The 20,547-nt window shown below is 62.5% G+C and carries 20 protein-coding genes and 1 other RNA gene; 17 read left to right on the forward strand and 4 right to left on the reverse strand.

Going from position 1 to position 20,547, the window contains the following annotated elements; all coding sequences use genetic code 11:
- Window positions 1–177: 177 nt before the first annotated feature.
- From betI to GC127_RS14040, 4 genes are all read left to right on the forward strand, one after another.
- Window positions 178–765 (forward strand): transcriptional regulator BetI, encoded by a 588-nt coding sequence (betI, locus tag GC127_RS14025; RefSeq protein ID WP_232279164.1) that lies wholly within the window; start codon window positions 178–180, stop codon window positions 763–765.
- A complete protein-coding gene (gene betC / locus GC127_RS14030; RefSeq protein WP_151978710.1) occupies window positions 762–2,270 on the forward strand; it encodes a choline-sulfatase in 1,509 nt (502 codons plus the stop codon). The genes betI and betC overlap by 4 nt, the downstream gene beginning before the upstream one ends.
- A 73-nt stretch (window positions 2,271–2,343) precedes the next feature.
- On the forward strand, window positions 2,344–4,002 hold the full coding sequence (gene betA, locus GC127_RS14035) for a choline dehydrogenase (RefSeq protein WP_151978712.1): 1,659 nt from the start codon (window positions 2,344–2,346) through the stop codon (window positions 4,000–4,002).
- Between the two features lie 63 nt (window positions 4,003–4,065).
- Window positions 4,066–4,746 carry a thermonuclease family protein gene (locus GC127_RS14040; protein WP_151978714.1) on the forward strand — a complete coding sequence of 227 codons (681 nt, stop codon included), beginning with the start codon at window positions 4,066–4,068 and terminating at the stop codon, window positions 4,744–4,746.
- Between the two features lie 72 nt (window positions 4,747–4,818).
- Here the strand turns inward: GC127_RS14040 and GC127_RS14045 are convergent, their stop codons facing one another.
- The gene (locus GC127_RS14045; protein ID WP_151978716.1) at window positions 4,819–5,511 is read right to left on the reverse strand and encodes a metal-dependent hydrolase; all 693 of its coding nucleotides are present in this window, start codon (window positions 5,509–5,511) and stop codon (window positions 4,819–4,821) included.
- A gap of 143 nt (window positions 5,512–5,654) precedes the next feature.
- Between GC127_RS14045 and gatC the strand changes: the two genes are divergently transcribed.
- From gatC to GC127_RS14100, 11 genes are all read left to right on the forward strand, one after another.
- On the forward strand, window positions 5,655–5,942 hold the full coding sequence (gene gatC / locus GC127_RS14050; protein ID WP_008280054.1) for an Asp-tRNA(Asn)/Glu-tRNA(Gln) amidotransferase subunit GatC: 288 nt from the start codon (window positions 5,655–5,657) through the stop codon (window positions 5,940–5,942).
- On the forward strand, window positions 5,942–7,429 hold the full coding sequence (gatA, locus tag GC127_RS14055; RefSeq protein ID WP_151978718.1) for an Asp-tRNA(Asn)/Glu-tRNA(Gln) amidotransferase subunit GatA: 1,488 nt from the start codon (window positions 5,942–5,944) through the stop codon (window positions 7,427–7,429). Before gatC ends, gatA begins: the two co-directional genes overlap by 1 nt.
- 37 nt (window positions 7,430–7,466) lie before the next feature.
- Window positions 7,467–8,195 (forward strand): hypothetical protein, encoded by a 729-nt coding sequence (locus tag GC127_RS14060; protein ID WP_254700111.1) that lies wholly within the window; start codon window positions 7,467–7,469, stop codon window positions 8,193–8,195.
- A 64-nt stretch (window positions 8,196–8,259) separates the two neighbouring features.
- The gene (locus GC127_RS14065) at window positions 8,260–8,886 is read left to right on the forward strand and encodes an N-acetylmuramoyl-L-alanine amidase (RefSeq protein WP_151979753.1); all 627 of its coding nucleotides are present in this window, start codon (window positions 8,260–8,262) and stop codon (window positions 8,884–8,886) included.
- A gap of 12 nt (window positions 8,887–8,898) precedes the next feature.
- An RNA gene (rnpB, locus tag GC127_RS14070) (RNase P RNA component class A) lies at window positions 8,899–9,312 on the forward strand.
- Between the two features lie 35 nt (window positions 9,313–9,347).
- Entirely contained in the window at window positions 9,348–9,854 is a 507-nt protein-coding gene (locus tag GC127_RS14075) for a DUF2244 domain-containing protein (RefSeq protein WP_008280058.1), read from the forward strand.
- A 123-nt stretch (window positions 9,855–9,977) separates the two neighbouring features.
- Window positions 9,978–10,757: a 23S rRNA (adenine(2030)-N(6))-methyltransferase RlmJ gene (gene rlmJ, locus GC127_RS14080; RefSeq protein ID WP_151978722.1), complete on the forward strand. Its 780-nt coding sequence runs from the start codon at window positions 9,978–9,980 to the stop codon at window positions 10,755–10,757.
- Window positions 10,758–10,929: 172 nt separating this feature from the next.
- Entirely contained in the window at window positions 10,930–12,456 is a 1,527-nt protein-coding gene (locus GC127_RS14085) for a pentapeptide repeat-containing protein (RefSeq protein ID WP_151978724.1), read from the forward strand.
- A gap of 536 nt (window positions 12,457–12,992) precedes the next feature.
- Entirely contained in the window at window positions 12,993–14,666 is a 1,674-nt protein-coding gene (gene ctaD / locus GC127_RS14090; RefSeq protein ID WP_008280062.1) for a cytochrome c oxidase subunit I, read from the forward strand.
- A 233-nt stretch (window positions 14,667–14,899) separates the two neighbouring features.
- The gene (locus GC127_RS14095) at window positions 14,900–15,310 is read left to right on the forward strand and encodes a DM13 domain-containing protein (RefSeq protein ID WP_008280064.1); all 411 of its coding nucleotides are present in this window, start codon (window positions 14,900–14,902) and stop codon (window positions 15,308–15,310) included.
- A 123-nt stretch (window positions 15,311–15,433) separates the two neighbouring features.
- Window positions 15,434–15,820 carry a hypothetical protein gene (locus GC127_RS14100; RefSeq protein ID WP_151978726.1) on the forward strand — a complete coding sequence of 129 codons (387 nt, stop codon included), beginning with the start codon at window positions 15,434–15,436 and terminating at the stop codon, window positions 15,818–15,820.
- Here GC127_RS14100 and GC127_RS14105 read toward each other — a convergent pair whose 3' ends face one another.
- Entirely contained in the window at window positions 15,821–16,753 is a 933-nt protein-coding gene (locus GC127_RS14105) for a hydrogen peroxide-inducible genes activator (RefSeq protein ID WP_151978728.1), read from the reverse strand. It lies immediately after the preceding gene.
- Window positions 16,754–16,892: 139 nt separating this feature from the next.
- Between GC127_RS14105 and GC127_RS22865 the strand changes: the two genes are divergently transcribed.
- Together GC127_RS22865 and GC127_RS14115 are read left to right on the forward strand one after the other, a co-directional pair.
- Entirely contained in the window at window positions 16,893–17,120 is a 228-nt protein-coding gene (locus GC127_RS22865) for a YdcH family protein (RefSeq protein ID WP_037297165.1), read from the forward strand.
- Window positions 17,121–17,577: 457 nt separating this feature from the next.
- Window positions 17,578–18,507, forward strand: coding sequence for a dihydroneopterin aldolase (locus GC127_RS14115; RefSeq protein WP_008280068.1), 930 nt, complete (start codon window positions 17,578–17,580; stop codon window positions 18,505–18,507).
- Window positions 18,508–18,517: 10 nt separating this feature from the next.
- Here GC127_RS14115 and GC127_RS14120 read toward each other — a convergent pair whose 3' ends face one another.
- Window positions 18,518–19,201, reverse strand: coding sequence for an ABC transporter ATP-binding protein (locus GC127_RS14120; RefSeq protein WP_081508030.1), 684 nt, complete (start codon window positions 19,199–19,201; stop codon window positions 18,518–18,520).
- The gene (locus GC127_RS14125) at window positions 19,194–20,480 is read right to left on the reverse strand and encodes a lipoprotein-releasing ABC transporter permease subunit (RefSeq protein ID WP_151978730.1); all 1,287 of its coding nucleotides are present in this window, start codon (window positions 20,478–20,480) and stop codon (window positions 19,194–19,196) included. Before GC127_RS14125 ends, GC127_RS14120 begins: the two co-directional genes overlap by 8 nt.
- Between the last annotated feature and the right edge of the window lie 67 nt (window positions 20,481–20,547).

A 20,547-nucleotide genomic window follows, 5' to 3' on the forward strand; every position in this document is an offset into this window, starting at 1 on the left:
CCCTGCCGCGTGGCGGTCGGTTTATACCTGCCAAGGCTAATATGACGCTGTGATGAAATACAACGTCATTTTGGCAGGGGGGCAGTGTTGTGATGCAGTCCCTCGTGTTTTTTATTGATTGACGAGTCAATTAAACACGATTAGGCCAGTCTGGCAACAGGTCTTTGGAGGGGGGGCATGCCGAAAATCGGGATGGAGCCGATCCGGCGCACGGCGCTGGTAGAGGCCACGATTTCTGAGATCGGCGCGCATGGCAGCCTTGATGTGACCGTGGCGCAGATCGCCCGGCGCGCTGGCATGTCGAGCGCGCTGGCGCATCATTATTTCGGGTCCAAGGAACAGATGTTCGTGGCCGCGATGCGCCATATCCTGACGCTTTACGGGGCCGAGGTGCGCGGCGCGCTGATCATGGCCAAAAGCCCGCGGGAGCGGATCGAGGCCATCATCCGCGCCAGTTTCACCCCCGCGCAGTTTCGCGGCGAAATGGTCTCGGCCTGGCTCAATTTCTATGTGCAGGCGCAGCGCTCGGACGAGGCGCGGCGGTTGCTGCATATCTATCAGCGGCGGTTGCGGTCGAACCTGCATCACGCCTTTCGCGCCTTGGCCCCCGATGAGGCGCGCACGCTCACGCGCGGCCTCGCGGCGATGATTGACGGGCTTTATATCCGTCAGGCGCTGCGCGAAGGGCCGATGCAACCCGGCCTCGCGATTGATGTGCTGCTGCATTACCTCGACACCAGCCTACCCCAGAAGGACAAAGAATGACCGCGCCCAATATCTTGATTTTTATGGTTGATCAGCTCAACGGCACCCTCTTTCCCGATGGTCCCGCCCCGTGGCTGCACGCCCCCAATCTCAAGGCGCTGGCGGCGCGGTCGACGCGGTTTGCCAATGCCTATACTGCCTCGCCCCTGTGCGCGCCGGGGCGGGCCAGCTTCATGTCGGGTCTTTTGCCGTCGCGGTCCCGCGTCTATGATAATGCCGCCGAATTCGCCGCCGATATTCCCACCTTTGCGCATCACCTGCGCCGGGCGGGCTATCAGACCTGCCTCAGCGGCAAGATGCATTTCGTCGGCCCCGATCAGTTGCACGGGTTCGAGGAGCGCTTGACCACCGACATCTATCCCGCCGATTTCGGCTGGACCCCGGATTATCGCAAACCGGGCGAGCGGATCGACTGGTGGTATCACAATATGGGGTCGGTGACGGGCGCGGGTGTCGCGGAAATCTCGAACCAGATGGAATATGATGACGAGGTGGCGCATAACGCGCGCGCCAAGGTTTATGATCTGGCGCGGGGGCTGGATGCGCGGCCTTGGTGTTTGACGGTCAGTTTCACCCATCCGCATGATCCCTATGTGGCGCGCAAGAAATACTGGGACCTCTACGAAGACTGCGACCATCTGCTGCCTGACGTGCCCGCGATGGACTATGCCGATCACGATGCCCATGCGCGGCGGATTTTCGACGCCAACGACTGGCGCAACTTCGACATCTCGCAAGAGGATATCCGCCGCTCGCGCCGGGCCTATTTCGCCAATATCTCGTATCTCGACGACAAGATTGGCGAGATTCTCGAGGCGTTGGAAAGCACTCGGCAAGAGGCGATCATCCTCTTTGTGTCGGATCATGGCGATATGCTGGGCGAGCGTGGGCTGTGGTTCAAGATGTGTTTCTACGAAGGGTCCGCCCGCGTGCCGCTGATGATTTCCGCGCCCGGCATGGCACCGGGGCTGATCACCGATCCGGTCAGCAATATCGACGTTTGCCCCACGCTTTGCGAACTGGCGGGGGCGGATATGTCCGAGGTGGCCCCTTGGACCGAAGGGCAATCGCTGGTCTATCTTGGGCAGGGCGGCAGGCGCGAGGCCCCTGTTGCGATGGAATATGCCGCCGAGGCGTCACAAGCGCCGCTGGTGTCGCTGCGCTATGGCAAGTGGAAATACAACCGCTGCGCGCTTGATCCCGATCAGCTATTCGATCTGGAGGCCGATCCGCATGAGTTGAACAATCTGGCCAATGATCCGGCCCATGCCGGGACATTGGCACAGTTGCAGGCCAAGGCCGAGGCCCGCTGGGACCTTGCCGCCTTTGATGCCGCCGTGCGCGAAAGTCAGGCGCGGCGCTGGGTGGTCTACGAGGCGCTGCGCAAGGGCGGCTATTACCCTTGGGATTACCAGCCCCTGCAAAAGGCATCCGAGCGGTACATGCGCAACCACATGGACCTCAATGTGCTGGAGGAAAGCAAACGCTTTCCGCGGGGCGAGTGATGCGTTCATCCTTCTGTAAATACTCGATTTCTGCCGGTTTCGGCGGAGATTGCGCGCAAGGAAAGAGAGACTGATGCAAGCCGATTATGTCATCGTGGGCGCAGGCAGCGCGGGCTGTGCCATGGCCTATCGTCTGGCCGAGGCCGGGAAATCCGTGCTGGTGATCGAGCATGGCGGCACGGATGCTGGCCCCTTTATCCAGATGCCCGGCGCGCTGAGTTACCCGATGAACATGAAGCGCTATGACTGGGGCTATCTGAGCGAGCCCGAGCCGCATTTGGGCAATCGCCGTCTGGTCTGTCCGCGTGGCAAGGTGATTGGTGGCTCTAGCAGCATCAATGGCATGGTCTATGTGCGCGGCCATGCGCGCGATTACGACCACTGGCGCGATCAAGGCTGCGATGGTTGGGGCTATGCCGATGTGCTGCCCTATTTCAAGCGGATGGAGAACTGGCACGACTGCGGGCATGGCGGCGATGCGGGGTGGCGCGGCCATGATGGCCCGCTGCATGTCAGCCGGGGGCGGCGCGATAATCCGCTGGTGCGCGCCTTTGTCGAGGCGGGCAAGCAAGCGGGCTATCCCGAGACGCATGACTACAACGGCCATCGGCAAGAGGGGTTCGGCCCCTTTGAGATGACCGTCCACAAAGGGCAGCGCTGGTCGGCGGCCAATGCCTATCTCAAACCGGCGCTGAAACGCGAGAATTGCGATATTATCCGGGGGTTTGTCCGCCGCGTGGTGATCGAAGAGGGGCGCGCGGTGGGCGTCGAGGTGCTGATCAAGGGGCGCAAAGAGGTGGTGCGCGCGCATGCCGAGGTGATCCTTGCCGCGTCTTCGATCAACTCTCCCAAGATCCTGATGCTGTCGGGCATTGGCCCTGCCGCGCATCTGGCCGCGCATGGCATTCCGGTGGTCGCGGATCGTGCGGGTGTGGGCCAGAACCTTCAGGATCATCTGGAGCTTTATATCCAGATGGCCGCAAGCCAGCCCGTCAGCCTTTACAAATACTGGAACCTCTTTGGCAAGGCGTGGGTGGGCGCGCGCTGGCTTTTGAACAAAAGCGGGCCGGGGGCCAGCAACCAGTTTGAAAGCTGTGGCTTTATCCGATCCGGTGCGGGCGTGGATTATCCCGATATCCAGTATCATTTCCTGCCCATCGCCGTGCGCTACGATGGCAAGGCGGCGGCCGAGGGGCATGGCTTTCAGGCGCATGTCGGGCCGATGCGCAGCCCGTCGCGCGGCGCTGTGACCCTGCGCAGCGCCGACCCTGCCGATGATCCGGTGATCCGCTTTAACTATATGAGCGAAGCGCAGGATTGGGAGGATTTCCGCAAATGTATCCGCCTGACGCGCGAGATTTTCGCGCAAGACGCCTTTGCGCCCTATGTAAGCCATGAGATTCAGCCGGGTGCGGCGGTAGAGAGCGACGACGCGTTGGATGATTTCATCCGCGAGCATGCCGAGAGCGCCTATCACCCCTGCGGCACCTGCAAAATGGGGCGCGCCAGTGATCCGATGGCGGTGGTGGACCCAGCGGGCCGGGTGATCGGGGTCGAGGGGCTGCGCGTGGCGGATTCGAGCCTGTTTCCGCGCATCACCAATGGCAATCTCAATGCGCCGTCGATCATGGTGGGCGAAAAGATCGCCGATGCCGTGCTGGGCCGCAGCCCGCTGCCGCCCGAGAATGCAGAGCCCTGGATGCATCCCGACTGGGCGCAAAGCCAGCGCTGAGCCGTTAACCTTTTGTTCACCTTCTGTCTTGCAGCCGGGGGGCGGCCTCCGGCATAAGGGGGTATGTTAAGGATTTGTTTACTCATCGTTCTCGGTCTGGTCCCGCTCTCTGCCGGGGCTGAGGGGTTTGGCGGCCTTGTCCGGGTGATCGACGGCGACACGCTTGATGTGGGCGAGGTTCGCGTGCGCTTGCACGGGATCGACGCGCCGGAACTTGGGCAGATTTGCACCAACCCCGATGGCGCGACCTGGGATTGCGGCACATGGGTGGCCGAAGAGGTGCGCGCCCGGATCGAGAACCGCGAGGCGCGCTGTCAGGCGGTGGAGAAGGACCGCTATGATCGCACCGTCGCACGTTGCACTGTGGTGGGGCAGGATGTGGGCCGGATGCTGGTGGCGGATGGCTTGGCGCTGGCCTATCGCAAATATTCGATGGCCTATGATCTGGATGAAAAGGCGGCTGTGATTGCGGGGCGCGGTCTGCATGAGGTGCTGATGGCACGCCCCGAGGATCATCGCCGCATGGTGCGCGAAGAGCGCGCGGCGGAAGCCCAGGCAAACGCGCCCGCGCCGCAAGCGGGCTGTGTGATCAAGGGCAATCGCAGCGGGTCTGGCAATCAGATTTATCACATGCCGGGGCAGGCGGATTATGACGCGACCGTCATCAGCGAGGCCAAGGGCGAACGCTGGTTCTGTTCCGAGGCCGAGGCCCGCGCGGCAGGCTGGCGGCGCGCCAAGCGCTGAGCGGGGGATGAGGCCCCGGGACAGGCCCGGGGCTTCAGCCGAATATTTTGGGAACGGTGAAGGGCGCCGCGCTTACAGCGTGATCGGTTGCATCACCTGCGGTTCGATCACATCGACACCGGGCAGGGCGGCCATAAGCGTTTCGGCGGATTGCTCCAGAATCGGGAAGGTCCGGTAGTGGCAGGGGATCACCGTCTTGAACTCAAAAAAGGTTTTGGCCGCATAGGCGGCGCGGCGCATATCCATGGTAAAATGCCCGCCCGCGCAGAGAATGCCGATATCGGGCGCATGCAGCGCGTTGAAGACGCCCATATCGGCCATCACATCGGTATCGCCCGAAACATAGATCACATGCCCCTCGCCCGCGATCATATAGCCGCATTCGCTGCCTGTAACCTGCGGCCCGGCATCCGTGGCGATCGAGGTGGAATGGGTGGCATGCACCATGGTGATCTGAACGCCGCCCAGATCGACCGTGCCGCCCTTGTTAAAGCCGACGGTGGCGATGTTTTCCTTGGCCTCCCAATGAGACATGAGGTCATATTGCCCCACCACCGGCACGCCGAGACGCTTGGCCAGCGGCAGCACATCGGCGACATGATCGAAATGCGCGTGGGTCAATAGGATATGGGTGGCCCCTTCAGTGGCGGGGCCGTGCTGATCCTCGGGCAGCATCGGGTTACCATTGAGCCAAGGGTCAAGGAGCAGGACCTGTCCGCCGATCTCGATCCGAAAAGAGCTATGGCCGAGCCATGTGATGTGCATTGTCACCTCCGCTAGTGTTCATCCTCGCCCTTACCTTAGCGAGCGTGTCAGCCAAGGAAAGGGGCAGATGCGCGACCCTGATCCGCTTGCACCCGCGCGGCCCCGGCGCTAAACGCAAGCCAAACGGATCACGGGAGAGTCTCATGTCGATTGATCTCGAAACCGCCGCCAAGGTGGCCAAACTGGCGCGGATCGCAGTGCCGCAAGAGGCGCTGCCGGCGCTGGCCAATGAATTCAACACCATTCTCGGCTTTATCGAGCAGTTGAACGAGGTGGATGTCACAGGTGTAGAGCCGATGACGAGCGTCACCCCCATGCGCCTTAAGCGGCGCGAGGATGTGGTGAGCGATGGCAATCAGCAGGCGGCGGTGCTGTCGAACGCGCCCGATGCGCGCGAGGGCTTTTTTGCCGTGCCGAAGGTGGTGGAATAATGACCGATCTCAACCGGATGACGATTGCCGAGGCGCGCGATGCGCTGCGCAAGGGGGATGTGACGAGCCTTGAGTTGACCGAGGCCTGTCTAGCGGCGGTGGATGGGGCAGGGGCGCTGAACGCCTTTGTGCATCACACACCCGAGGTTGCCCGCGCGCAGGCCGCAGCGGCGGATACGCGGATTGCCAAGGGCGATGCGCCCGCGATGTGCGGCATTCCCCTTGGTATCAAAGACCTCTTTTGCACCAAGGGCGTGCCAAGCCAAGCCGCAAGCCGCATTCTGCAAGGCTTCAAGCCGGAATACGAATCGACCGTAACGCAGAACCTGTTTGACGCGGGCGCTGTGATGCTGGGCAAGCTCAACATGGACGAATTTGCCATGGGATCGAGCAATGAGACCTCGTGCTATGGCAATGCCGTCAACCCGTGGCGGCGTGGCAATGACGAAACCGCGCTGACGCCCGGTGGATCGTCGGGCGGGTCGGCCAGTGCCGTGGCTGCCGATCTTTGCCTTGGGGCGACCGGCACGGATACTGGCGGCTCGATCCGTCAGCCTGCGGCCTTTACCGGCATCACCGGCATCAAGCCCACCTATGGGCGTTGTTCGCGTTGGGGCATTGTGGCCTTTGCCTCGAGCCTCGATCAGGCCGGGCCGATGACCAAGACGGTGCGCGATAGCGCGATCATGCTCGGCGCGATGTGCGGGCATGATCCCAAGGACAGCACCTCGGCTGATCTGCCCGTGCCCGATTTCGAGGCGCTGCTGACGGGGGATATTCGCGGCAAGGTGATCGGTATCCCGCGCGAATACCGGATGGAGGGCATGCCCGCCGAGATCGAAAAGCTGTGGTCTGACGGGGCCGAGATGCTGCGCGCGGCGGGGGCGGAGATCCGCGATATTTCGCTGCCGCATACCAAATACGCGCTGCCCGCCTATTACGTGATTGCCCCGGCTGAGGCGTCAAGCAACCTCGCGCGCTATGACGGGGTGCGCTATGGCCACCGCGCCAAGCTGGCGCAGGGCGATGGTATCACGGAAATGTATGAGAAAACCCGCGCCGAAGGCTTTGGCCATGAGGTGCAGCGCCGCGTGATGGTGGGCACCTATGTGCTGTCGGCCGGGTTCTATGACGCCTATTACAATCGCGCCCGCCGGGTGCGCGCCCTGATCAAGCGCGACTTTGACGAGGCCTTTGCCGCCGGTGTCGATGCGATCCTCACACCGGCCACGCCAAGCGCTGCCTTTGGGTTGGGCGAGATGACGGATGCCGATCCGGTGCAGATGTATCTGAACGATGTCTTTACCGTGACGGTCAATCTGGCCGGTTTGCCGGGTGTTGCCGTGCCCACGGGGCTGGATGGCAAGGGCTTGCCGCTGGGTTTGCAACTGATTGGGCGGCCTTGGGAAGAGGGCGATCTGCTTAACACCGCCTATGCGCTGGAACAGGCCGCAGGTTTTGTGGCAAAGCCCGCAAAATGGTGGTAAGGCCCCGGTCGATACGGCTTTTGGCAGGATGAAAGAGATGCGGTTCACACTTGGTTTGGTTGCGCTGATGGCGCTGGTGGCCTGCGCCCCCGCTGTGCCCGATAGCGGTGCCGGGGTCGGCTTTCAGAACTATGACACCTATCAGCGCGACAAGGCCGCGCGCGAAGCGGCACTGGCGCGCGGCGTTCTGCCGCCGCCCGATGCCGTCTCGTCCGAGCCGCTGAATGCGACAGGTCAGACCACGGCAGGTGCCGACGATGCCGCGACCATTGCCGCCGAAGCGCGCGCAGCGCTTGATGCGGCGGCGGCGAATTCCGGTGTGGCACCGCTTCAGGCCAGCCCCTCTAACCCACCGCCCGCCGTCGAGAATGCCGCTGGCATTTCGCAGGAAAACAATTTTGACGCTGTCGGTGCCGAGCGGTCGATTGCCGAGGACGCGGCACGCATCGCCAACAACCGCGCGCAATATCAGGTGGTGCAGCCGGAGGCGATTGGCAGCCGCCCAAGCGATGTGGGCCCCAATATCGTGGATTTCGCGCTAAGCACGAAACATGCCGTGGGCACGCCGGTCTATCGACGCCTTAGCATCAATTCCGGCTCGAAATTCGAGCGCAATTGCGCGCAATACCCCTCTGCCGATCAGGCGCAGCTTGATTTTCTGCGGCGCGGCGGGCCCGAGCGGGATCGTCAGGGGCTGGACCCCGATGGCGATGGCTATGCCTGCAACTGGGACCCGCGCCCGTTCCGCAACGCGGTGCGCGGCTGACGCGCGCGTGATCTGGCACCCCTCGCCCAATATCGGCCTGCGCCGGGGGGGCGTGTGCCCGGATATGATCGTGCTGCATTATACCGCGATGGTCACGGCCGAGGCGGCGCTGGAGCGGTTGTGCGATCCCTCTGCCGAGGTGTCGGCGCATTACCTGATCTGCGAGCGTGGCCGCCTCTGGCATCTGGTTGACGAGGGCGTGCGCGCCTGGCACGCCGGGGCAGGGCAGTGGGGGGATGTGACAGATGTCAACTCGCGCTCTATCGGCATTGAACTGGCCAATACCGGCCTGCATCCGTTTCCCGAGCCGCAGATGCGGGCGCTGGAGGGTCTGATGGTGGGCATAATGGGGCGCTGGTCTATCCCGCCTGCCCGTGTCATCGCCCATTCCGATATGGCGCCCGCGCGCAAATGCGATCCGGGGCCGCGTTTTGACTGGCGGCGGTTGGCGCGGCAGGGGCTGTCGATCTGGCCTGCGCAGGGATCTGAGGCTGCCCCAGAGCAATTTCCACACGATGCCGCGCGGTTTGGCTATGTCCGGTCCGAAGGTGTGAGCGAGGCCGATATCCTGCGCGCCTTTCGCCTGCGGTTTCGCCCGCATGTCACCGGCCCGCTTGACCCGCAGGATTGCGCGATGATGGCGGACCTCGCCGCGCGCTTCGCCGTTGACCGCGCCGCCCCAAGCGCCTAAGTCAGCCCTTGCGCGGAGGGCCGGATGGCCGCGGCACCTGCAAGGGTGTCGAGGAAAGTCCGGACTCCACAAGACAACGGTGCCGGGTAACGCCCGGCTGGGGTAACCCAAGGGAAAGCGCCACAGAGAAGAGACCGCCCCAGAGTGATCTGAGGTAAGGGTGAAACGGTGGGGTAAGAGCCCACCGCGGGACGGGCAACCGGACCGGCACGGCAAGCCCCACCGGGAGCAATGCCAAATAGGGACCGCGCGCGGGGGCTGGTCCTGGACCCTGGTCCGGGATACCGCCCGCAGGCACGTCTTGGCCCGGCGGTCCGGGTTGGCAGCTAGAGGGGCGTTGGCAACAGCGTCCCAAGAGGAATGGTCATCCAGCCCCGGATTACGGTCCGGGGTGGACAGAATCCGGCTTACAGGCTCTCCGCGCCCTTTTCATTTCTAAGCTTCGGGTTAAAACCCCTCGCATGCCGTATGAATGGACCGCGCCTCGCACCGAGGCTGATACAGATAGAACGCTCTCGCTCTGGCCGCACCGCTCGCTGCCGCGCCGGGGCTTTGCGGCCTTTGTGCTGGCCACGTTCACGCTGATCACCGTGCCGCTCTATCCGCTTCTTGGCACGGCGGTGCTTTGGGGGCTGTTGCCATTCCTGCTTATGGCGGTGGCGGGGATGTGGTGGGCGTTGGAGCACAGCTATCGCACCGCGCGGCTGACCGAGGTTCTGACCATCGCGCCCGAAGAGGTGCATCTGGTGCGCACCAACCCGCGCGGCGATGTGCAGGAATGGGCCTGCAACCGCTATTGGGCGCAGGTCAATATGCATGACACCGGCGGGCCGGTCGCGCATTACATCACGCTCAAGGGATCAGGTCGCGAGGTCGAGATTGGCGCGTTCCTGTCCGAAGAGGAGCGGATGGCGCTTTACGGCGAATTGGCGGATGCCCTGCGCCCGCCCGGCACGGTGGTGGGGTAGCCTGTGCCGCCCCGGCCCTGAGCCGGGGCCTCAAGGTTTGGGGTGAGAGGTCCCGGGTCAAGCCCGGGACGGGAACGCCAAGCGCCCTCTTTTCCACACCACCGCGACCTGCTACCAACCGCCATGCTCAGCTATCAGCACCATTACCACGCGGGCAATCCGGCGGATGTCCACAAGCACGCAGCGCTTGCCTGGGTGTTGGACTATCTGTGCCAAAAGCCAAAACCGCTCAGCTATATCGAGACCCACGCCGGGCGCGGCCTCTATGATCTGGGCGATGCCGCGGCGCTGAAAACCGGCGAGGCGGCGCAGGGCGTGGCGCGGCTTGAGGCGCGCTTTGCCACCGACCACCCGTATCGCCGCCGTTTGACCCAGACCCGCGCGGCCCATGGGGCCAGAGCCTATCCCGGCTCGCCCTTGATCGCCGCGCAGAGCCTGCGCCGGGTGGACAGCCTGCATCTGGCCGAACTGCACCCCGCCGAGAACGCGCATCTGCGGCGCAATCTGGCGGGCTATGATGTGAACATCCGCCAGCAGGACGGGTTCGAAATGGCACAAGAGCTGTGCCCGCCCACACCCCGGCGCGGCGTTTTGCTGGTAGACCCCAGCTATGAGGTCAAGACCGAGTATGAGAGCATCCCCCGCCACCTGACCCAGATCGCCCGCAAGTGGAATGTGGGCATCCTGATGCTCTGGTATCCGATCCTGACCAGCGGGGCGCATGAGGGGATGCTGATCCACCTTGGCGCGGCCTTTCCAGAGGGTCTGCGCCACGAGGTCACCTTTCCCCCCGTCCGCGCCGGTCACCGGATGGTTGGCTCGGGGTTATTTGTGGTCAATGCGCCCTATGGGCTTGAGGCGGAACTTGCGCGGATAACAGAGGTATTCGCGGCGAAAGGGTGAGGGGGGATTTGTAGTGTTGTCATCCTCGGGCTTGACCCGAGGACCTCTGGCCCCGTTGCCCCCTGTCATCCTCGGGCCTGACCCGAGGACCTCTGGCTTCCCGAAAACCTCCCCCTTGCCCCAAGGCACCGATCTCGCCAAGGTTGCAGCGCGGGTTGGTAAAGGTGCGCGCATGGATCAGACGGATTTGACCATCACATTGCCGCTCAGCGCGCAGCAAGGGCAGATCATTCTTTTTGCGCTGGGCATTGCCGTGGCCAGCGTGATCGTCTGGGTCGCGACAGAAACGGAAACCCGCAAACCTTCGCCGTTGGCCCTGCTCAAGGCCTTTGGCTGGGCAATGGTGCCGATCTGGCTTTTGCTCTTTGGTGGCACGCTCTGGCAGGTCTGGCAGATGCTCTCGGGTGGCGACACCGCGTTTGCGGGCAGACAGTCTCTGGGCGCAGGCGCTCTGGTTGCGGCGCTTCTGGGTGCGCCCTTCGTGGTCTGGGGCACGGTGCTGAAACAGCGCACGGTGGATTTCCAGCAAGAGGGCCATATCACCGACCGCATCAACAAGGCGGTGGAGCAGTTGGGGGCGGAAAAGACCGAGAAGGTCTACACCATGGGCGATGATAACAAGCCTATTCAGGCAGAGCGTACTGTTCCCGCTATCGAGGTCCGCATCGGCGCGATCCTGTCGCTGGAACGCATCGCGCAGGACAGCACGCGCTATGACAAGGGACGCGATCATGTGCGGGTGATGGAGATTTTATGCGCCTATGTGCGGGAGAATTCCAACGCCAGAGCGCCGCGCGATTTTCCCCTTCCAAAGTGGAAATCGTTAAAGCACGATGCAACAGACGAAGAGCGCAAACTGCATATAGAGGCGCGGAAAGACAGGTTCGACGATGGCCCCTTTCGTACACCCAAGGCGCGAAAATGGGCAAAGGACTTGCCAAAACCCCGGGCCGATATTGCGCAAGCTTTGCTGGTGTTGGGCCGTCGCACCACGGATCAGCGCCGTGTCGAGGCCGCATGGCCCAACCCGCCGGAGGAGGGAATCGTATGGCCTTTTGATCTGGCGTGTCCAGAACTGCCAGAAGTAAAAGACGACGCACCCCAAACAGTGCCAGAAATCGACAGGTTCAGTGAAAAACTCTCTGCATGGCGCGAACGCCTCCGAACCTACTCCGGCTATCGGCTCGATCTACGCGGGGCCAATCTGCAAGGTGCCGATCTTTCAGCAAAGCGCCCCGATGCCTCTGACGCGGTGTTCTCTGGAGCGCTGCTTAACGATGTACGGATGGAAGGAGCGAACCTCAGCTGGGCACGCATGGAGGGAGCAAACATCAGCGCATCTCGAATGGAGGGGGGATGCCTAAGTGGGGTGCGGATGGATGGAGCAAACCTTGCTCTATCGCAGCTGGAGGGGGCGGAAATTACTGGAGCGCATATGGTTGGGGTCGTCCTTGACTGGTCGCGGTTGGAGGGCGCAGACCTCCGCCAAGTGCGCATGGCGGGTGCCAACCTCAGCTGGTCAATGATGGAGTTTGCAGACTTCAGGGACGCGCGGATGGAGGGGGCAAAACTTGTTGGTTCGCGGATGGAGGGCGCAGACTTCCGGAAGGCGCGCATAGTTGGCGCAGACCTGCGTTGGGCTTTAATGGAGGGGACGGACCTTGGAGGGGTACCTTTGGATATCAACGTTATCATTTAGGCTCTCAAGGCTCCGGATTTTAAAGGAGTAACGATCTCCAATGCGCAGGGAAGCACCGGCTTTGATGATTTGACTGTCAAACTGTCTAAGTGCATTGTTCGACCCCACTTTGGCCGGACACAGAATTATCATCTGATGGCCCTCGCATTTGGGAAACCGAAGGCCGCAAATGGCGCGCCAACCCCGACGCCTACACGCCGCCGCCCCGGCCTAAGGGGTAAAGACTGCCTTCAAGTGGCGTCATCCTCGGGCGTAACCCGAGGATCTTTGGCGGTAAGAGGTCCTTGGGTCAGGCTCTAGGATGACGGGGGGTGTGTGAGGGGAGAGGTCCTCGCGCCCGCACCCGAGGGCGACGCCCCCAAATCCCCCCGTTATCCCTGCCCCCTCTCGCAAGGGGGTGCGACAAAATTCTTTGATCTGCATCAAATTCGCGCATTGCCGCGCCCCCCCAGACATTCTAAAACCCTGAAACATCACGGGCATGTGAGACTCAAGCGCTCCCCATGCCCCGCACCAACACCAGCAGGAGGCACACAATGGCAGATGCAGCCATTCACGGCCACGAACACGAAGATCAGCGCGGGTTTTTCACCCGGTGGTTCATGTCTACGAACCACAAGGATATCGGTATCCTCTATCTGATCGTTTCGGCGTTTGTCGGCCTGATCTCGGTCACGTTCACCGTCTATATGCGGATGGAACTGATGGAACCGGGCGTTCAATACATGTGCATGGAAGGCGCACGGTTCATCGCCTCTGATGTTGCCGAATGTACGCCCAACGGTCACCTCTGGAACGTGATGATCACCTATCACGGCGTGCTGATGATGTTCTTTGTCGTCATTCCCGCGCTCTTTGGTGGGTTTGGCAACTATTTCATGCCCTTGCAGATCGGCGCGCCGGATATGGCGTTTCCGCGTATGAACAACCTGTCATTCTGGCTCTATGTTGCGGGCACCTCGCTGGGTGTGGCCTCGCTCTTGGCACCGGGTGGCAATGGTCAATTGGGTTCGGGCGTGGGTTGGGTGCTTTATCCGCCGCTCTCGACCAATGAGGCGGGCATGTCGATGGACCTTGCGATTTTCGCGGTCCACGTGTCGGGCGCATCGTCGATCCTTGGGGCGATCAACATGATCACCACCTTCCTCAACATGCGCGCGCCGGGCATGACGCTGTTCAAGGTGCCGCTGTTTTCCTGGTCGATCTTTGTCACCGCCTGGCTGATCCTGCTCAGCCTGCCGGTTCTGGCGGGGGCGATCACCATGCTGCTCACCGACCGTAATTTTGGGACCACCTTCTTTGATCCCTCGGGCGGCGGCGATCCGATCCTTTACCAGCACATCCTGTGGTTCTTTGGCCATCCGGAAGTGTATATCATCATCCTGCCCGGGTTTGGCATCATCAGCCATGTGATCGCCACCTTCTCGCGCAAGCCGATCTTTGGCTATCTGCCGATGGTCTGGGCGCTGATCGCGATTGGGGTTCTGGGCTTTGTCGTCTGGGCGCACCACATGTATACCGTGGGCATGTCGCTGACGCAGCAGAGCTATTTCATGCTGGCGACGATGGTCATCGCGGTGCCGACGGGCGTCAAGGTGTTCTCTTGGATCGCCACAATGTGGGGCGGCTCGATCGAATTCCGCACACCGATGCTCTGGGCCTTTGGCTTTCTCTTCCTCTTCACCGTGGGCGGCGTGACCGGCATTGTCCTCAGCCAAGCTGCCGTGGACCGCGCCTATCATGACACCTACTATGTGGTGGCGCATTTCCACTATGTGATGAGCTTGGGGGCCGTGTTCGCGATCTTTGCGGGGATTTATTTTTACTTCCCCAAGATGACCGGGCGCATGATCCCTGAATGGGGCGGCAAGCTGCACTTCTGGGCGATGTTCATCGGTGCGAACCTTACCTTCTTCCCGCAGCACTTCCTGGGTCGTCAGGGCATGCCGCGCCGCTATATCGACTATCCCGAGGCCTTTGCGCTGTGGAACTGGTGGTCGTCGATTGGGGCCTTCCTGTCCTTCGCGTCGTTCGTGTTCTTCTTTGGCCTCGTGATCTATGCCCTCTTCCGGGGCGCCCGCGAGACCCGTCCGAACCCGTGGAACGAATATGCCGACACGCTGGAATGGACCCTGCCGTCGCCGCCGCCGGAGCACACCTTTGAGCAGCTTCCCAAGCGCGAAGATTGGGACAAGCAGCCCGCGCACTAAGGCAGACCGCATGAAACACAAAGGCCCCGGAGAGATCCGGGGCCTTTTGCATGGCGGCAGCCCAATCCTGCGGCGTGCGGCATTGCCCAAGCATCGCAGCCGATGCGCGGCCCCGCGATTGGCGCGCTATCACCAAGGTGATCGCCGGTGATCACCTGTGACCGGCCCCGCGATTGCCATGCGGCCAAGCGGTGCCTAAGTGCGATCTCCACACAGTCTAAAGGGAGATTTCAATGCTTATCACGCGTCGTCACTTCGCTGGCCTCACTCTGGCCGCTGCCGCCACAGCGCTTGGGGCCGCGCCATCCTTTGCGGCCTCGGATATCCGCAAGGGCACGCTTTCGGGTCGGCAGGGTTATACCGTGTCGGGAACGGTCAAGATCAAGAAAAAGGATGGCAAAACCGTCGTTCATCTTGCAGATGACTATCTTTTTGATCCCAGCAAGAACCCACCGGATATCAAGATCGGTTTTGGCAATGGCGAGCAATATGCCAAGGGTTCCAAGATCCACGACAAGCTGACCGTCAAGAAAGGGGCTGCAAGTTTCGAGGTGCCCGCCGGGATCAATACCGACGACTTCCAAGAGCTCTATATTTATTGCGAGCAGTTCAGCGTCATTCTGGGTGTCGCCCCGCTCAAGTGATCTGGCGGCGCATCACAACATTGAAAACCGCTGGAAATGGCGGTTTTTTCTCGTCTTACTCCTTGCCCCATGATGGTCAAACGCGCAACGTCCCCGCGCCGCCGAGTTTGAGAACCAAGGCCGATGTATGCACAGGATTCCTTTTTCGATCTGTCCACCGGGGGGCAGATCGGCCTTGCTGGGCTGAGCGGTTTTCTTTTCATTCTGTTCGTTCTGACCGCCAGAGTTTTGTTGCGGCATCGGGGCATCTGGACCAGGCTTTTGGGGGCTCTGGTTCTGTTCTGGCTCTTTATCTGGCTTTCGCCCCAGCTCTATTACGAATACTACCGCCTGCTGATTCCAAGCCTGCCTGCTCAATGGGTGATATGGCCGCCGCGCAACCCAAGTGAGGGGATTGTGCTTTTGGTGTTGCAAGGCCCTCAGAGCCTTGCAGCGCATGGGCAGGCCGTCTTGGGTTGGTGTCTTTTGGCTGCGCCCTTTATTCGTGGTTCAGCCAAGCGTCGCCGGTAATCATTCCAGCCGCACCAGAGCGGCAAAGCGGTCGCGCGCCACCTCTCGGATCACCCGCACGATGCGTTCCACCATCGGCCCATGCGCCGAGCGCCTGCGCCACGCCACCCCGACCGAGCGCAGGAACCTGTCCTGACGAAAGCTGAGGATCGCCACGTCGCCGGTTTCGGGGGACACTTCGGACTGCACATAAAGCGCGGGCAGAAAGCAGATCCCCATGTTCAGGGCGGTCATCTGGCGCAGGGCGTCAAGGCTGGTGCCCTCATACTCTTGCCGTAGCTGCGCGCCCACCTCTTCGCAGAGCGTGACAATCTGCGTATGCATGGGGTAGCCGCGCGGCAGCGCCAGAATATCCTGACCCGCCAGATCCGCATCCTGCGCCGAGGCTTGCCCCGCCAGCGGATGATCTTGCGCCACCGCCAGCTTGAGCGGTTCGCGAAACAGGCGCTCTACGGCAATGTCGCCCGAGTTGAGCGGCAGTTGCGCAAGGATCAGATCATGCCGCCCCTCAAGCAGTTCTTCTTGCAATACCGTGGGGGCGGCATCGCGGATAATGAGCTTGAGCCCCGGATAGGTCCGCCGCAATCGCCGCACCACATAGGGCAGAAAATAGGGGCCAAGCGTCGGGCTGGCCCCTAGACGGATGGTGCCAGCCATGCCCTCGCGCGTGGATTGGGCCAGACTGCCGAGAACCTCGGCCTCTTCGATCATCTTGCGGGCATGGGTCAGAACCTCGCGCCCGCCCGGTGTCAGGATGGCCCCACGATGCCCGCGCTCGACCAGCGTCATCCCAAGCGCGGTTTCCAGACCAAGGATTTGCTGGCTCAGCGAGGGTTGGCTGACGCCCACGCGTTCGGCGGCCTTGCGGTAATGCCCGGTCTCGGTCAGGGCGATGAAATATCGCAATTGCCTGAGCGTTATGTCTTGTGCCATGTCACCCCCCTTGTCAGATCCTAAGATAGGAAACTCCTATCGAATTTTAATATCCCATTGGATTTTATCTGCGTTGGTTCTGCCCATATCCCAAGTGTCAGCACGATGCCCCGCTGATGCCCCAACAAGGAGACCCCGCATGACGCCGCGCCGTATTTCGCCCCAATCGCTGCTTAGCCGGATGGCCACCCTGCGCCGCCGCCATCAGAACATTGATGCCCTGATCACAACAGAGCACCAGCGTCCGATGCCCGACATGGCCGTGTTGAAGCGGCTGAAACAGGAACGCCTCGGGCTCAAGGATGCCATTCACGTCACCCGCCTGATGCTGGCGCGGTGCACCCCGGACACGGTGCGCACCGGCTGATCGCACACCCAAGTCTTGAAAGTCTGACCATGTCCTATCTCTATCTCTCGGTGATGTCCTCGCGCCTGTTTCACAGTGCCGATCTTGATGGCCTGCACGAGGCCCTGACAGAAACGCCGCACACATCCACCCAAGGGGTTCCGCACGCCGGGTCGCACCCTGTCCTTGTCCAGTCTCCGCGACAGCCCTCTGCCGCAGACACGCCTTGCCCCGCATGCAAGGTATGAGGCCAGCGGCCTGCGCCCCCATCCCGGGCGCCTAGCGTGCGAAGAACAGACCCCGGAGCGTTCCGGGGTCTGTTGCGTTTCGGGGCCTGCAGCGTGGCGGAACGCCGGGCCAACAGAAAGAATGCTGCGCGGGTTCCTGACGCCCTCGCACGCTAGGCGGTCGCATTCACCCTTTCGGCGGCTTGGTTCTGCATGCTATCCCAATGGCCAAGCTACGCAGGACCGACAGCATGACCCACGAAATTCGCCTCGCCTTTGAGCATCCTTCTGCCCGCGCGCGCGCCACCTCGCCCGATGGGCCGCTTGATCGAATTTCCGTGCGCGATCACGTGGTCGAGGTCGAGATCGGCGCCTTTCAGGCCGAGCGCGGCACGACGCAGCGCATCTGCTTTAATGTCGTGGTCGAGGTGCGCCCGCTGACCGATGCCATCGAGGATGATGTGGACCGCATCCTGAGTTATGACAAGGTGACAGAGGCGATTGCCGCTGAACTGGCAGAAGAGCGGCTGAACCTGCTGGAAACCCTCGCCGAACGCATCGCCGAGCGCATCCTGTGGGAGCCGCAGGCGGTGCGCACCTTTGTGCGGATCGAAAAGCTGGATCGCGGGCCGGGCGCGCTTGGGGTCGAGATTGTACGCTCTGTGAACGACCTCAAGACCAAGCCGATCACGCCCCATGCCGCGACGACGCCGCATCCGCATGTGGTGTTCCTGACCAATACCGCGATCCGCTCGCCCAACCTCTCGCGCTGGCTCGATCAGCTTGAGGCGCGGGCAGAGCCGGTGATCCTCTGTGTGGGCCGCGCCGACGAAGTGCCGCCCCAGACCGGCCACCGCATGACACAGCGCCGCGTCGACCTATTGGCGATGGAACAGAACGCTTGGGTTCTGGCCGGGCGAGATGAGCGCTGCGTCGTGGTGGCCACGCGCACCGAATTGGATTGGTCGATGAAACACGGCCAGATCAGCGTCTGGGCCCCGTCCAAGATCGTGCTTGATGCCGTGGACGGGCCGGGTGTGGCCACCGATGATCCGGTGGCGCTCGCCGCATGGTTCGCAGGCTATATCGAGGCGTCGGACCTGTTGATGATTGGCGAAACGCCCCCCAAATCCTGCCGCGTGCCGGTGCTCTTTCAGGATGTGGCGCAATCGGGGCTTTGAGTGGCGGGCGTCAGCCCGGCACAACCTGCCCCTGATCCAGCCGCAAGATACGGTCCATACGCGCCGCCAGATCAAGGTTATGCGTGGCAATCAGCGCCGAAAGACCGGTGCCCCGCACCAACCCCGTGAGCGCGGCAAAGACCTGATCCGAGGTGCCGGGATCAAGATTGCCGGTCGGTTCATCCGCCAAAAGCACGCGGGGCCCATTGGCCAGCGCCCGGCAAAAGGCCACGCGCTGTTGCTCACCCCCCGACATGGCCGAAGGCCGGTGCCCGGCGCGCGCCCCCACGCCCACCTGTTCCAATAGCGCCTGCGCCCGCGCCACGGCATCCCGCCGCGCCACGCCATTGGCCAGTTGCGGCAGCACGATATTTTCCAGCGCGCTGAACTCGGGCAGAAGATGGTGGAACTGATAGACAAAGCCCACCTCTTGCCGCCGCACCATGGTGCGCCGCCGGTCCGTGAGGCCGGTCATATCCTCGCCCCCGATCTCGACCCGCCCCGCGTCGGGCGTATCAAGCAGCCCCGCGATATGCAGCAGCGTGGATTTGCCCGCGCCTGACGGGGCGACCAGCGCCACCATCTCGCCGCGTGCAAGGGTCAGGTCAACGCCGTTCAACACCCGCACCTCAGAGGTCTGCCCGCGATTATAGATCTTCTCGACGCCCGACAGGCGCAGCATGGCCTCACTCATAGCGCAGCGCCTCCACCGGGTTCATCCGTGCCGCCCGCCGCGCCGGAAAGATCGTCACGACAAAGCTGAGGCCCAGCGACAGCATCACCGCCGACAGCACATCCTCGGACCTCAGCTGCGCGGGCAGCCGGTAGATGCCGCGGATCGACGGATCCCAGACCTGACCGCCCATCGCCATATTCACAAAGCTGAAAATCGGGTCGATATAAAGCGCGAAAAGACAGCCCAGGATCACCCCCATCGCCGTGCCGATCATGCCGGTAAAGGCCCCGCAGATAAAGAACACCCGCAGGATCGACCCCTCGGTCAGGCCCATGGTGCGCAGGATGCCGATATCCCGGCCCTTGTTCTTGACCAGCATGATCAGGCCGCTTGTGATGTTCATCGCCGCAATCAGCACAAGGATCGAGAGGATCACGAACATCACGTTATCCTCGACCTCGAGCGCGCGCAGGAATGACCCGCTCGCATCCTGCCACGTCCAGAGCAAGGCGCGCTCACCCGCCGCCTCCAAGAGCGGCACGGTCAGGTCATCGACGCGCTCAGGCTCGGCCACCATCACCTCCAACTCATCGGCGCGCCCGTCGCGGTTGAAAAAGCTCTGCGCCTCGGCAAAGGGCAGATAGGCGCGAACCCGGTCGATGTCATAGCGCCCGGCGGTAAAGATATAGACCACCTCATAGGCATTGACGCGCGGGCTGGTGCCCAAGGGCGTTTTGACCCCGTTTGGGGAAATCAGCTTGATCCGGTCGCCCACTGTGACGCCCAGCTCCTGCGCCACGCCAGAACCAATGGCGATCCCTTGGTCAAAGCGCGCGATGTCGCCCACGCCGGTCTCTGGGTCGGCGACGCGGGGGATGGTCGCCAAATCCTGCGCCGTGATGCCATACACCTGCACGCCTGCGTTGCGGTCGCGGGCATTGGCCATGACCTGCCCTTTGACAAGCGGGGCCACGCGCGTGACGCCGGGCACCGCGCGCACGCGGTCCGCCATGGCGGCATAATCCTCTAGGCTGCGGTCCACCCGGCCCGTCGCATCCACCGCGCCGGAATTATAGACGGTGACATGCGCATTGGCGCCAAGGATCGTATCGACGAATTCCGCACGAAAGCCCGAACGCACGGCCAGCGTGGCGATAAGGGCAAAAACCGCAAGGGTGATGCCGATCAGGCTGATCCAAGTCATCACGCTGACGCCGCCCTCGGCCCGTTTGGCGCGCAGATAGCGCCAAGCGATCAGCCATTCAAAGGCGGCAAAAGGGGCGGGTGTTCTGGCCATTCCGGCTCCTTCGGTCTGGGGTTCGGGCGGAGAGTGGGGGTTTCGGGTAGGGGCGTCAAGGGCTGTC

It is taken from the genome of Roseovarius sp. EC-HK134 (assembly GCF_902498815.1).
GTDB classification, from domain to species: domain Bacteria; phylum Pseudomonadota; class Alphaproteobacteria; order Rhodobacterales; family Rhodobacteraceae; genus Roseovarius; species Roseovarius mucosus_A.